12 protein-coding genes are annotated in these 12,746 nt (G+C 68.2%); 8 read left to right on the top strand and 4 right to left on the bottom strand.

The window, feature by feature from the left end; genetic code table 11:
• The 7 genes from RM50_RS09215 (at window position 1) to RM50_RS09245 (ending at window position 8,076) form a co-directional block, all read left to right on the top strand.
• The gene (locus RM50_RS09215; protein ID WP_240471923.1) at window positions 1-2,859 is read left to right on the top strand and encodes a hypothetical protein; all 2,859 of its coding nucleotides are present in this window, start codon (window positions 1-3) and stop codon (window positions 2,857-2,859) included.
• 93 nt (window positions 2,860-2,952) lie between these two features.
• A complete protein-coding gene (locus RM50_RS09220) occupies window positions 2,953-3,237 on the top strand; it encodes a DUF1540 domain-containing protein (RefSeq protein WP_018771212.1) in 285 nt (94 codons plus the stop codon).
• Window positions 3,238-3,456: 219 nt separating this feature from the next.
• Window positions 3,457-5,754, top strand: coding sequence for a carbon starvation CstA family protein (locus RM50_RS09225; RefSeq protein ID WP_043452045.1), 2,298 nt, complete (start codon window positions 3,457-3,459; stop codon window positions 5,752-5,754).
• Window positions 5,754-5,957 (top strand): YbdD/YjiX family protein, encoded by a 204-nt coding sequence (locus tag RM50_RS09230; RefSeq protein ID WP_043452047.1) that lies wholly within the window; start codon window positions 5,754-5,756, stop codon window positions 5,955-5,957. Before RM50_RS09225 ends, RM50_RS09230 begins: the two co-directional genes overlap by 1 nt.
• Before the next feature lie 77 nt (window positions 5,958-6,034).
• Complete coding sequence (locus tag RM50_RS09235) at window positions 6,035-6,661, top strand: bacterial proteasome activator family protein (RefSeq protein ID WP_043452049.1); 627 nt, start codon at window positions 6,035-6,037, stop codon at window positions 6,659-6,661.
• A gap of 7 nt (window positions 6,662-6,668) precedes the next feature.
• Window positions 6,669-7,112 (top strand): hypothetical protein, encoded by a 444-nt coding sequence (locus RM50_RS09240; protein ID WP_043452051.1) that lies wholly within the window; start codon window positions 6,669-6,671, stop codon window positions 7,110-7,112.
• A gap of 118 nt (window positions 7,113-7,230) precedes the next feature.
• Window positions 7,231-8,076 carry an aldo/keto reductase gene (locus tag RM50_RS09245; RefSeq protein ID WP_043452052.1) on the top strand — a complete coding sequence of 282 codons (846 nt, stop codon included), beginning with the start codon at window positions 7,231-7,233 and terminating at the stop codon, window positions 8,074-8,076.
• 136 nt (window positions 8,077-8,212) lie between these two features.
• Here the strand turns inward: RM50_RS09245 and RM50_RS09250 are convergent, their stop codons facing one another.
• From RM50_RS09250 to RM50_RS09260, 3 genes are all read right to left on the bottom strand, one after another.
• Window positions 8,213-8,398, bottom strand: a complete 186-nt coding sequence (locus RM50_RS09250) for a hypothetical protein (RefSeq protein ID WP_043452054.1) — start codon at window positions 8,396-8,398, stop codon at window positions 8,213-8,215.
• 114 nt (window positions 8,399-8,512) lie between these two features.
• The gene (locus RM50_RS09255) at window positions 8,513-9,604 is read right to left on the bottom strand and encodes a hypothetical protein (protein WP_052260099.1); all 1,092 of its coding nucleotides are present in this window, start codon (window positions 9,602-9,604) and stop codon (window positions 8,513-8,515) included.
• Window positions 9,605-9,666: 62 nt separating this feature from the next.
• Window positions 9,667-10,680 carry a hypothetical protein gene (locus tag RM50_RS09260; protein WP_043452056.1) on the bottom strand — a complete coding sequence of 338 codons (1,014 nt, stop codon included), beginning with the start codon at window positions 10,678-10,680 and terminating at the stop codon, window positions 9,667-9,669.
• A gap of 94 nt (window positions 10,681-10,774) precedes the next feature.
• On the opposite strand from RM50_RS09260, the gene RM50_RS09265 reads away from it, so the two are divergent.
• Window positions 10,775-12,016, top strand: a complete 1,242-nt coding sequence (locus tag RM50_RS09265) for an NAD(P)/FAD-dependent oxidoreductase (RefSeq protein ID WP_043452058.1) — start codon at window positions 10,775-10,777, stop codon at window positions 12,014-12,016.
• A 48-nt stretch (window positions 12,017-12,064) separates the two neighbouring features.
• Here RM50_RS09265 and RM50_RS09270 read toward each other — a convergent pair whose 3' ends face one another.
• On the bottom strand, window positions 12,065-12,700 hold the full coding sequence (locus RM50_RS09270) for a hypothetical protein (RefSeq protein WP_043452060.1): 636 nt from the start codon (window positions 12,698-12,700) through the stop codon (window positions 12,065-12,067).
• Window positions 12,701-12,746 lie beyond the last annotated feature (46 nt).

Below are 12,746 nucleotides of genomic sequence, written 5' to 3' on the forward strand. Positions count from 1 at the left end.
ATGGACCTTGCTCCGGCCCGCACAAGCCGCCGGAGCAGCTATCGGGTTGCCCTGCGGCTGGCCCGCCGGGACATCGCCCGCCACAAGGCGCGGTCCCTCCTCATCATCCTGCTCATCATGGTGCCCGTAGCGGCGCTGACCGGGGCCGCCACCCTCTACAAGAGCACACAGCCCACGCCGGCTGAGATCGTCAGCCGCGAACTGGGCAACACCCAGGCGAGGTTCAGTGTCCTGCCGGTGCCCAGTGCCGACTCCCTCCAGGACCCGCTCAATGACGGCGTGGTCGCCTCCAGCACCGGACGTTTCGACCCGCAATTCCAGCGGACCGACCCGCTGGACGCCCTTCCAGCAGGCTACGACGTCCTCCCGCAGCGCCTGCTCCAGCTGACCATCGGCGTGGGGGAGGCACTGGTTTCACTGCAGGGCCGCGAGGTGGACGCCCTCAACCCGGCCTTCGCCGGCAAGTTCAGCCTCCTGGCCGGGAGGGCCCCGCGCGACGGCTCGGAGGTGCTCGTTTCGCCCGGGCTGATGACGCGTTTCCACCTCACCTTCGGGCAGGAATTGACGACGTCGGCAGGCACCTTTGTCCCGGTGGGAACCATCCGCGACGCCGGCGTGTCGGACGGCAACAGCTTCCTGTACCTGCAGGCACACCAGGTACCTGCCGGGCTTTCCCAGGGACCGCTGACCCGCCAGTCCGTGACCTATTACCTGGTGGGTTCCGAAGCGGTCACTTGGCCGCAGGTCAGGGAGGCGAACAGTAAGGGTGTGGGCGTGCTGTCCCGGAGCGTGGTACTGGACCCTCCTTCCCGCGCCGAACGCACCGTCCCGGGTTCCCTGCCCAGGGATGAATCGACGGAAGCGCTGGCGGTGTATGCCGGCTTCGGCCTGATCGGTGCCCTGGCGCTGTTGGAGGTGGGCCTGCTGGCCGGTGCTGCCTTCGCCGTCGGCGCCAAGCGGCAGGTGCGTGAGCTGGCCCTGCTGGCATCCTCGGGCGCGGAAGGTCCCACCATCCGCGCCGTTGTCACTGCAGGGGGACTTTGGCTTGGCGGCGTTGCCGTTGCCGCCGGAGCCGTGGTGGGGCTGGGAGCCGCCGCCGTCGTCGTCCACGTGGTCCGGTTGAACGGCTCCGCCCGGCTGGCAGGCCTGCATCCGGATGTCCTCCTGACAACCGCTGCCATGGCCATGGGACTGGCATCCTGCATCATCGCGGCGATGGTGCCTGCCCGCCAAGTGTCCCGGCAGGCGGTGCTGGGTGCCCTCAAGGCAGGACGGTCTCCCGCGGCGAAGACCAGGCGGGCCACCCTGGCCGGGACCGTTGTGCTGGGGCTGGCCGCGGCGCTGTTGGCCGCGGGTTGGCTCGCGGGACGGTCCACCAACGATCCGGACCGGCGGGCGGACCAGCTGCCGTTGGTGGTCACGATGCTCATCCTGGGCGCGGTGCTGGCCGTTGCCGGCCTGGTGCTGCTGACCGGCTGGCTGGTTCTCCGTCTCACGTCCGGCACGCAGTGGATGCCGCTGTCCCTTCGGATGGCCGCCCGGGATTCGGCGAGGAACCGCGGCCGCAGCGTGCCCGCCGTCGCCGCTGTACTCGCCGCCGCCACGCTCGCAAGCGCCGCCCTGGTTCTCTCTGCCAGCCAGCAGGCGGGGCAGCGCACGTCGCATTACTGGGCTGCCCTGGAAAACCAGGCATACCTGCCGCTGGTGGTGGACCCGCCCGCATCAGCGGATGGCAGCAGGAAGCCGGCAGTCCGGGTGGATGCCGGCAGGCTCTCCACCGCGGTGGCAGATGCCTTGGGCACTGTCGACTCGACCCAGGTCATTACGGCACCGGAGAGCCTGCGCAACTGCCCGGAGGGCCCGGCTGATCCAGGGGTGCCGGCACGGACGGACACCTCGAACTGCCTGCAGTTTTCGCTTGCCAGGCCGCACGCCAACGAATGCCCGGTGACCGCACGGGGAAGGCTGCTGGATCCGGGTGACTGGCGGTGCCGGGGTTCCATGGCCAACGACCAACCGTCAGGCCGGGCCATCCTGGTGGGCGGCCGCGAGGACATCCGTGCAGTGCTCGGCCGCGACGCCACTGCCGAAGCGCTGGCGGTGCTGGATGCCGGCGGGATGGTGGTGGCCAACCCGGTGTTCGTCAGTGAGGGGCGCGTCCTGCTTGAGGCGAAGGACGTGCGGAGCCAGGTCCCTGTACCCTCCGGGGCCAGCACCGTGCCCTCGACCGTCAGAAGGGACTCACTGGCCGCCGCCGTGCTGGAACCGGCAGTCCCGGTGCCTTACTACGGTGTCGTCTCACCGGAAACCGCCGAACGCCTGGACCTCCGGGCGGCCCCGGCCGGACTGCTCGTGCAGCTCTCGGCCTACCCCTCTGAGGCCGAGGCGGATGCGGCCTCAGCCGCGGCCGCATCCGTCTACGGGCAGCCCGGCATGCCCTTCCAGGCGGAACCGGGCATTTCGCAGGCAAGCCAGTGGATCACCTGGTCCATCGTGGCGGCAGCTGCGCTGGTCACCTTCAGCGCGGCGGGCATTACGACTGGACTGTCCATGGCGGACGCCCGGAAGGACCACGCAGTCCTGGCCGGCGTCGGCGCCCCGCCACGGCTCCGCAGGGCCCTTGCCGGCTCGCAGGGGCTGTTCACCAGCGGCGTGGGGGCCGTTCTGGGGTCGCTGGCCGGATCTGCGCCGGCGGTCCTGCTGGTCCTTTCCACGGAGATGCGGACAGCCCTTGAGGTTCCCTGGCTGCACTTGTCCGCGCTCATGCTGGCCGTGCCCCTGGCGGCGGCCGCACTTGCCTGGGCTTTCACCCGTTCCCGGCTGCCGTTGTTGGGGCGCAGTTTGGCACAGGGCCATTAGGTCAAAGTATTGGGTCTTTTTGATCACCGGCATCGGGCCTACGGTAGGGGCAGGAGCCGCCCGTCCGGGTGGTGGAACTTACGGAGGAACTTCATGACGACCCATGTTGCCGACTGCAGTGTCACCCGTTGTTCGTTCAACGACCACGAAGGGTGTACCGCCCACGCCATCACGGTTGGGGGCAGCCAGGACCACGCATCCTGCGCCACCTTCATCGAAACCGGCATCCACGGCGGCCTGCCCAAGGTCCTCGCCGACGTGGGAGCGTGCCAGCGCGCCGAGTGCGTCCACAACGACCACCTGATGTGCAACGCCCCTGAGGTGCATGTGGGCCCGGGCGCCGACAACGCCGACTGCCTCACCTACGCCCACGCCTGACCTTCCCGCCCAGCCGGGCCAAGGCCCCCGTCCGGAGCGCCGGACGGGGGCCTTCGCTGTGCCGCCGCCCGCCGTCGACCACCCGTTCCCGCTCATTCATCGCCGGACTGCCGCCGCTCACCGCACAGCCCGGCGGCACGCCGCGGCCGGCCGTTCCGGGCGGGACGGGCGTTGGTAGGGTGCCCAATAGCAAAAGCGGGAAACTCTCAAGGAGGAGACATGGCCGGAGCGCCTGACCAGCGGAAGAACGGAACCCGGGCGGAGGGCGGGCTGGCTACGGACCCGGACCTTCCGCCGCCGGCCGTGGATGAGGCGAGGCTGGAGGCGGAAGACCGTCGATGGACTCCGGGAAAGATCGCGCTCTGGGCTGCCATTGCCCTTCTCGGCGGGGCCGCGTGGTTCATGCTGGCGATTGTCCGCGGCGAGACCGTCAATGCCATCTGGTTCGTCTTCGCTTCCGTCTGCACGTACCTGATCGGGTACCGCTTCTACTCCAAGGTCATCGAGCGGTACATCACCAGGCCTGACGACCGCCGGGCCACCCCTGCCGAATACAAGGCAGACGGCAAGGACTACGTCCGCACCGACCGCAACGTCCTGTTCGGGCACCACTTCGCCGCCATCGCCGGTGCCGGGCCGCTGGTGGGCCCGATCATCGCGGCCCAGATGGGGTACCTGCCCGGCACCATCTGGATTATTCTTGGCGTCGTCCTCGCCGGCGCTGTCCAGGACTACCTGGTCATGTTCTTCTCCATGCGCCGCGGCGGGCGGTCCCTCGGCCAGATGGCCCGCGAGGAACTCGGCGTCATCGGCGGCACTGCAGCGCTCATCGCCACCCTGCTCATCATGGTGATCATCGTGGCCATCCTGGCCCTCGTCGTCGTCAATGCCCTCGGCGAAAGCCCGTGGGGCGTGTTCTCCGTGGGCATGACCATCCCGATTGCCCTCTTTATGGGCGTCTACCTCCGCTACCTTCGCCCCGGCAAGGTCATGGAGGTCTCGATCATCGGCTTCGTCCTGCTGATGGCGGCCATCATCGGCGGCGGCCTGGTGGCGCAGACCGAATGGGGCGCCTCGGTGTTCCACCTGGACAAGGTGACCATCGCATGGGGCCTCCTCATCTACGGCTTCATCGCGGCCATCCTTCCCGTGTGGCTGCTCCTGGCCCCGCGCGACTACCTCTCCACGTTCATGAAGATCGGCGTGATCGTGATGCTCGCGCTGGCCATCATCGTGGTCCGGCCCGAGGTCAGCGTGCCGGCCTTCAGCGAATTCGCCAGCCGCGAGAACGGGCCGGTGCTGTCCGGAGCCCTGTTCCCCTTCCTGTTTGTCACCATTGCCTGTGGTGCACTGTCCGGTTTCCACGCCCTGATTTCCTCCGGCACCACCCCCAAGCTGGTGGAGAAGGAACGGCAGACCCGCTACATCGGCTACGGCGGCATGCTGATGGAATCATTCGTGGCCATCATGGCGCTGGTGGCAGCCATCTCGATTGACCGCGGCCTCTACTTCGCCATGAACGCACCTGCAGCCCTGACGGGCGGGACCGTGGAAACGGCCGCAACCTGGGTCAACAGCCTGGGCCTGAGCGGTGTCAACATCACGCCGGGCCTGCTGAGCGAAACGGCGGCCAACGTTGGGGAGCAGAGCATCGTCTCCCGCACCGGCGGCGCACCCACGCTGGCCGTGGGGCTGGCGCACATCATGCAGCAGTTCATCGGCGGGACGGCCATGATGGCGTTCTGGTACCACTTTGCCATCATGTTCGAGGCACTCTTCATCCTCACCGCCGTGGATGCCGGCACGCGCGTTGCCCGGTTCATGCTGCAGGACTCGATCGGCAACTTCGTCCCCAAGTTCAAGGAAGCCTCCTGGCGCCCGGGAGCCTGGCTCTGCACCGCCATCATGGTGGCAGCGTGGGGCGCCGTGCTGCTGATGGGCGTCACCGATCCGCTCGGCGGCATCAACACCCTGTTCCCGCTGTTCGGTATCGCCAACCAGTTGCTGGCAGCGATCGCGCTCGCTGTATGCCTGGCGATCGTGGCCAAGCGCGGCACCTTCAAGTACCTCTGGATCGTTGCCCTGCCGTTGGCCTTTGCAGCCGTGGTCACCATCACGGCCAGCTTCCAGAAGATCTTCTCGCCCGTCCCCGCCGTGGGCTACTTCGCCAACAACGCCGCTTTCAGCAAGGCCCTCGCCGACGGCAAGAAGGAGTTCGGCACCGCCAAGACCGTGGCCGCGATGGAAGCCGTGGTCCGCAACACCGCCATCCAGGGCTGGCTTTCCGTGATTTTCGTGGTGCTCACCATCATCGTGATAGCGACGGCGTTGCTCGCCACCGTCAAGGCGTTCCGGGACAGGGCAGCCGGGGCGCCCGCCACCGACAACGAGGACCCGGCCGTTCCGTCACGCGTCTTTGCTCCTGCCGGACTGGTCCCGACGACTGCCGAACGCGAACTGGCCGCCAAGTGGGCGAACGTACCCGCCGACGCCCGCCTGGAACGGGCGGGGCACTGATGAACGCAGGCATCGCCGCGGTTGCCCATGGCTTCCGCGGCGTTGCCCGCTATCTGGGCGGGGTCATGGGCGCGGACGCCTACGCCAAGTACCTCGAGCACCACCACGCGGCCGGCCACGCCGAACCGCCCCTGACGGAGCGCGAGTTCTGGCGGGACCGGACCGACCGGCAGGACCGGAACCCGCAGGGCAGGTGCTGCTGATTGAGCCTGCAGCGGACAAAGCGTCAGGGGGTTCACACAGTGGCCCGGGGCCCGGTAGCGCATGAGAGTATGAACGCATGAGCGATCCGAATGACACTCAAGCAGCCGAGGACCTCCCGGTAGAAGGCACCCCCGTTGACGACACCCAGACTCCCGTCCAGGCCTCGCCGGACGCGGACGGAAGGCCGCAGCGCAGCAGCCTGCACGACCTGGTTGACGAGCCGGCCAAAGTAATGCGGATCGGCACCATGATCAGGCAGCTGCTGGAAGAGGTGAAGTCAGCGCCCCTGGACGAAGCCGCAAGGGGCCGGCTGGCAGCCATCCACAAGCGCTCCATCAAGGAGCTGGAGGACGGCCTTGCACCCGAGCTGGTGGCTGAACTGGACCGGATCAACCTGCCGTTCTCCGACAACGCCACGCCCTCCGATGCCGAACTCCGGATTGCGCAGGCCCAGCTGGTGGGCTGGCTGGAAGGCCTGTTCCACGGCATCCAGACGGCCATCGCAGCGCAGAACGCGGCCCGGGAGCATGCGGCCGCACAGCTGCAGCTGCGCCAGCTGCCGCCGGGCACCATGATCGCTCCCGGCGTCGTCATTGGTGAAAACGGCGAGCCGCAGCGCGCCCCCGCCGGAGGACGGCAGCCCGCACCCGCCCGGCCCGCACAGCGCGACGACCCGGACCATGGTCCCGGGCAGTACCTTTAGGCTTCGCTTGGGGTTTTTCAGCGCGGCCAGGCAGGAGCGCAGGGATGATGCGGAACTGGGCAAGGGGTTGTGGCGCCGCGCCCACGACCGCTTCCACCGGGGACTGGACCGCTTCCACCAGGTGCTGGAGGGCGTTGAGGATGACCAGCTGTACGCAGAGCTGGTGGATATAGCCAATGAACTCGCTGCACTCCTGCAGCGGGTCCGGGCGGTGTGCATGGAGGCGCAGCGCCGCGCGCCCAGCGATGGGCTGGACATACCGGCCGCCCTGGCGGATGTCCATCGGTCGCTGTCCAAGGCCGGGAATTCGTTGGCCACCACGGCTGAGGCCGCGGCAATGCTGCGGCTCGCCGTGGGGCCGGTTCCGGTGGGTGCCGCGTCGGTGCGGCGCCGTGCCGAGGCCGTCTTCCAACAGGTGGACGACGCCGAGCGGCAGCTTCGCGGGGACTAGCCCGGGCTGGCGGTGCGGAAATTATTCCCGGTTTGGCAGCGGAATGTCAGGTTAAGCGTGTGGCTGACAGCCCCCGGAATGGGGGCCTTTGGTCCGCGGCTTTTGGCAGGATGAAACCATGACTTCTTCACCTACCCTGACTTTCAACGACGGAAACACGATCCCCCAGCTCGGCTACGGAGTGTGGCAGGTTGAGGACGACGTGGCTGAAAAGGTTGTCCGCCAGGCATTCGAGGCAGGCTTCCGCCATATTGACACGGCAAAGATCTACGGCAATGAGGCCGGCGTGGGCCGCGCCATCGCCAGCTCCGGTCTCTCCCCGGAACAGATCTTCATTACCACCAAGCTGTGGAACGCGGACCAGGGCTATGAGTCCACGCTCGCTGCGTTTGAGGAGTCGATGGACCGCCTCGGCCTTGAGACCCTGGACCTGTACCTGATCCACTGGATGCAGCCCAAGCAGGACAAGTACGTCGACACCTGGAAGGCGCTGATCGAGCTCCAGAAGCGCGGCCGGGTGAAGTCCATTGGTGTTTCCAACTTCACGGCCGAGGGCCTGCAGCGGCTGATCGACGAAACGGGCGTGGTTCCGGCGATCCACCAGATCGAGCTGCACCCCTACTTCAGCCAGCGTGAACTGCGTGAGTTTGGCGCAGCCAACGGCATCCTGACCCAGGCTTGGTCCCCGCTGGGCCAGGGCGGCGAGCTGCTGCAGGACACCACTGTGGCTTCCATTGCCGCGAAGCACCAGGCAACGGCCGCCCAGGTGGTCATTGCCTGGCACCTCGCGATCGGCAACGTGGTGATCCCGAAGTCCGTGACCGAGTCACGCATCAAGGAGAACTTCGCAGCGCTCGAGGTGTCCTTGGACGCCCAGGACGTTGAAGCCATCAACGGCCTTGATCGGACGGCCAGTGGCGAAGGCCGGATCGGACCGGACCCCGCAGTCTCCGACTTCGCCTAATTCCCTGCAGCGGCGCCGGCCACCCATGCCGGCGCTCCGCAGCAGTAACGTCAGCCCGCGCTGCCGGCAACCGCCAGGCAGCGCGGGCCGACGCAGTTAAGCGCCAGGTCCGTCCCCAAACCCCTTCGGAGGCCGGTCATGCCGCGATCTGGACCTGTTCAACCGTGACAGCGTCCACCACGGCCCAGTTGTCTTCCCCGTGGCAGTGCCGGCAGGCAAAGCGTTCGGCTTCCTCAAGTGTTTCGAAGACCTCGGACCGTGCCCGGCCGCAGTCGGCGTCGAAGTACGTAACGTGAAATTCCTGTACAGCGTGGTTTTCCATAAATCCAGTGTGCAACCGGGGTCTGACATTCTCTGGAACCGGCGCCGCGTGTTGTCCCGGAGGGCATCCCGGGGCGCTGGCCGCGCCCGCTCCTGGCTGCAGACCGGCGGCAGGCTAACGGCCCATCACTTCCTGCGTGGGACCAGCTCCGCCCCGCACCTTACCCGCCAGGGCGGCCAGTCCCAGCATGGCGAGTCCCGTCCAAACGAGCGTTCCGCTCCAGACCTCGGGCGGGAAGCTGAGTGCGCCGTCGCGCAGGGCAACGCCGCCGAAATACGGCGCCCAGAACACCACCGGGGAGAGGCCGGCCGCGGCCATGAGCCGTCCCGGGCGGTCGGGGGCCGGCCGGAGCGCCGCCCAGACCGCGCCCACCAGGACCGACCCGACCAGCGCCACGGGCACGAGCCAGGCGTCCCGCAGTGCGACCATGAGCTGCATGGCCACGGACGGAACCAACACCATGGCAGCGGGCACGGCGGGATGCAGGCGCCATCGAAGGGCAGGCAGAAGGACAGGGACGAACAGCGCAAACGTCGAGACGAAGAAGGACGCCAGGGAAACCATGATGCCGGACGACGTCGCCGCCACCACCGCGGGCTGCGTCCCGCCTGCGCCGGCATATGTCTGCACCAGTCCGTGCCGGGCAAAGACGGCATATTCCTGCAGGATGAACGCTGCAACCATCCCGGCAAGCATGGCGCTTCCGAGGGCAGGAACCAGCTGCGGCCATCGCCGCCCGGACGCCTGCCATGCAGCCGAGAACGGTGCACCCAGGATGAGGAAGCCACCCGTGGCCAGGCCAAGATGGGACGGGCTGAACAGCGCGTTGATGTTCCGCTCGATGCCGAACACCGTATGCCAGGCGAAGTCGCCCAGACCCGAGGCCAGGAAAAGTCCCACACCGGCCGCGGCAGCGCCATAACCGGAAGGAACGGCCTGCACCCACCGCGTGCCAGGGACATGGCGGCGCCAGGCCAGCGCGGCAATCCACAGCGCGCAGGCCGCAAAGCCCGAGTAGAGGACCGCGTGCCAGGGAGTGAAGAACGTCTCCAAATCACGGAGGTTGTTGTGCGCCCACCCGTCGACGTATGTCCCCGTGAGCAGCCATACTCCGGCGGCGAGGGTGACGGTGTCTTCAACGGCAGTGGTGGGACGGTGGGCCGACACCGGAGGAACGGCAAAGGCGTGGGCTGCTGCGGCATCCATAGCTCCACAGTAGGTCGGGCCGAACCGTGGTGCGAGGGGATTTTCAGCCGCGGCTGCAGCGGTTACCGGTTGCCCAGCCGGAGTACTCGTTCCTGGGCCAGCACTGCGGCGCGGCGCGCTTTGTCTGCCGCCCGGGCTGCCTGTTTTGCCTCGGCCGACGTCGCGGCAAGCTGCCTGCGGGTGCGCTCCAGGCCTGCCTCCGCGGCTTTGAGCCGGTTCCGGAGCTCCGTTGTTTCCTGCTGCAGCCCGGCCACCTGGCTTCGGGCCTGTTCCTCCTGGTCCTGTAGTTCAGCTGCCCGGCGTGAAGCTTCCTCTTCGGCGGCCTGCGCCTCGCCGAGGGCTGCCCTGGCCCTTTCGAGTGCGGGCGGCGACGCGGGCCGGGGAGTCTGCCGGACCGCTTCAAGGCGGGGCTTGGCAGGCTCCGGCGTGGCGCGCTCCGCCACCGGGGGAATGGGCTGGGAGGTGCGCTCCGCCGTCGCCCGCTTCTTCACAGGTGCAGCCTTTGCCGCCGTGGCTTTTGATGCCGGTGCCTGTGGTGCGGGTCTGGGAGGTGCCGGGGGGAGCAGCCCGGGAAGGGCGACCGCGCCGTCAAGGTCCACCTCATTGACGCCGTCGGCGGACAGGACCTTCAGCAGCCGCCCGCTTTCAACGGCCCGCGCCGCACCTTCATCCGCCGTCAGCGCCCTGAGCGTCTCCTCAACATCGGCGGCCATCGCCTCGCTGATGGGGCGGCCCTGTTCCCGCGCAACAGAACGGGCTGTATCCACGGCGTCCGCCAGCATGCCCCGGCGCTCGCGGCCCAGTTCGCGCAGAGCACCGGCATCGAGGGAGTCCTGCGCTGTGCGCATCCGGGCCCCGAGGGCACCCAGACCGGCCAGCACCTCCGGACGGTGCCGGGCAAGCATGTTGACGGCCCAGGCGGCGACGGAGGGCTTGGGCAGGCCACGGACCGCTGCTGCCAGATCCTTGTCCTGCCCTGCCACCTCCTTGGCTGCAGCCGCCCGGGCCGCAACGAAATCGTCCAGCGCCCCGGCATACAGCCTGTCTGCCACCTCCGCCAGGGCTTCGTCATTCATGCGGCCATCTTAGATGCGGCCGGGCACAGCCAGCTGCCGGTTTCGCGCCCGCCGCACCCTGTTACTCATGCGCCGGGAGGGGTAAGTTGCTCGAATGGACGATTCATACCAGGTCATCGTGGTTGGCGGCGGTTTTGCCGGAAAGGCGGCGGCTGAGGAGCTGGGCCGCAGAGGCGTCCGGGTATTGCTGCTGGACGCGAACAACTACCAGCAGTTCCAGCCGCTCCTGTACCAGGTGGCGGCGTCACAGATCGGAGTTTCCGCGGTCACGCGGCCGCTCCGGTCGGAGTTCCGCAAAATCAGCAACGTCCGCGTCCTGACGGCCGAAGTGACGGCCATCGACGCGGCAAACCGCACCGTCACCACCGCCGACGGGTCCAGGTACCAAGCCCGGTTCCTGGTCATCGCCACCGGCGCGGTGCCGAACTTCTTCAACACCCCCGGCGCGGACGAGCACGCCTACCCGTTGTACTCGGTGGCCGACGCCACGCGGCTCAGCGCTGCCATTACCGCCGTCCTGGACGAGGCTGACCGCGAGCCGTCCATGGGGGCTGATGTCATTGTGGTGGGCGGTGGTCCCACGGGTGTGGAGACTGCAGGCGCCCTGGCCGAGAACGTCAAATACCTGGTCCCCAAGTATTTCTCGCCGGGCATGGCCAGCCGCTGCCATGTCCATTTGGTGGACATGGTTCCGAATGTCCTGGCCGCCTTTTCGGAGAAGTCCCAGGCCTACGCGCGGGACCGCCTGACCAAACTGGGCGTTCAGCTGCACATGGGCCAGCCCGTTGCGGAGGTCAGCCCTGATGGCGTGACCCTCAAGGATGGCACGGTCATCCCGGGCCGGATCGTAGTCTGGGCCGGCGGCCTGCAGGCGGGGCGGATTATCACCGATTCGGGTTTGAAGCAGGGCAGGGGCGGCAGGGTGGACGTTGAGGCCGACCTGACCGCTCCGGGCTTTGACGGCGTCTACGTGCTGGGGGACTCAGCGAACATTACCGACGCCGCCGGGAACAAACTGCCCCAGCTCGGGTCAGTGGCCCAGCAATCGGGCAAGTGGGCGGCCCGGAACATCCATGCGGACCTTACCGGCGGGGTCCGTGAGCCGTTCAAGTACTGGGACAAGGGGTACATGGCGATGGTGGGGCGGGGCGCCGCCGTCGCGGAGCTGGGACGCCGGCGCCTGCAACTGCAGGGGCCCCTGGCCTTCGTTTCCTGGCTGGCGGTCCACCTTGCCCTGCTGCCCGGTTTCCAGCAAAAGGTCAGGGCGCTGTTCTCCTGGGCCAACGGCTACATCACCCACAGCCCGGCGCAGGTGGTGGTGGGCAGGCCGTACTAGCCGCGACACCTGCGGCGGGCCGCCCGGTGATGGCCTTGACCGCCGTCGCTAGGTCTTTTGGAAGCCCACCAGGTGGCCTGCCACGGCCCAGCCGGATGCTTCGTAACGGGCGGCGTCATCCGGCCCAACCACCATGTGCAGGTATGCGGCGCCGTGGAGGAAGGCCTCTTCGGCCATGGCCGCGAACAGTGCCCGTTCGAACGGCCCGCCCTCCGGGCCATCGGGGAGTTCCGTGATGGCGACCGCCGCGAAGTCATCCCTGACCTGGATGCGGCCCCTCGCCACGGGGCGGTCGAAGACGGTGATTTCGACGGCGTCGTAGGTCTCCATGGGTGCCAGGGCCACCTGGGAGTTATCCGGCAGCTGCACTCCTGTATCCAGTTCCGCCGTCGGGGCCTGGAGCAGGACCCTCAGGGACGTCTGGGCAAGATCCGCCGGGGCCTCCGCGGCGCCGGCGTCCGCGCACACCAGGGTGAGGCGCGCCTCCGGCAGGCCTGCCACCGTGGCGGCAATCTGGTCGACACCGGGGCCCGGCCAGGGCACGACGTACTCCTGCCCTTCGCCTGCGTCACCCGTACCATTTCCAAGCACGAAGGCCGTCCCCTCACGTTCAACTGGGCGCTCCTGGAGGTCGGCCCATGCGGGAACCCAGCCGGTTGCGGGAATGGCGGACTGGTCGGCCATGGCGGGTTCCTAACGTTTGGCAGCGGGTGGATGTGCGGGCGGGCGG

Origin of the sequence: Pseudarthrobacter phenanthrenivorans (genome assembly GCF_000813845.1) — a bacterium.
In the GTDB taxonomy this organism is placed as follows: Bacteria; Actinomycetota; Actinomycetes; order Actinomycetales; family Micrococcaceae; genus Arthrobacter; species Arthrobacter phenanthrenivorans_B.

Coding starts and splice junctions, on each gene's coding strand:
- RM50_RS09215 (WP_240471923.1), top strand. CDS start 1: ATGGACCTTGCTCCGGCCCGCACAAGCCGCCGGAGCAGCTATCGGGTT.
- RM50_RS09220 (WP_018771212.1), top strand. CDS start 2,953: ATGACGACCCATGTTGCCGACTGCAGTGTCACCCGTTGTTCGTTCAAC.
- RM50_RS09225 (WP_043452045.1), top strand. CDS start 3,457: ATGGCCGGAGCGCCTGACCAGCGGAAGAACGGAACCCGGGCGGAGGGC.
- RM50_RS09230 (WP_043452047.1), top strand. CDS start 5,754: ATGAACGCAGGCATCGCCGCGGTTGCCCATGGCTTCCGCGGCGTTGCC.
- RM50_RS09235 (WP_043452049.1), top strand. CDS start 6,035: ATGAGCGATCCGAATGACACTCAAGCAGCCGAGGACCTCCCGGTAGAA.
- RM50_RS09245 (WP_043452052.1), top strand. CDS start 7,231: ATGACTTCTTCACCTACCCTGACTTTCAACGACGGAAACACGATCCCC.
- RM50_RS09250 (WP_043452054.1), bottom strand. CDS start 8,398: ATGGAAAACCACGCTGTACAGGAATTTCACGTTACGTACTTCGACGCC.
- RM50_RS09255 (WP_052260099.1), bottom strand. CDS start 9,604: ATGGATGCCGCAGCAGCCCACGCCTTTGCCGTTCCTCCGGTGTCGGCC.
- RM50_RS09260 (WP_043452056.1), bottom strand. CDS start 10,680: ATGAATGACGAAGCCCTGGCGGAGGTGGCAGACAGGCTGTATGCCGGG.
- RM50_RS09265 (WP_043452058.1), top strand. CDS start 10,775: ATGGACGATTCATACCAGGTCATCGTGGTTGGCGGCGGTTTTGCCGGA.
- RM50_RS09270 (WP_043452060.1), bottom strand. CDS start 12,700: ATGGCCGACCAGTCCGCCATTCCCGCAACCGGCTGGGTTCCCGCATGG.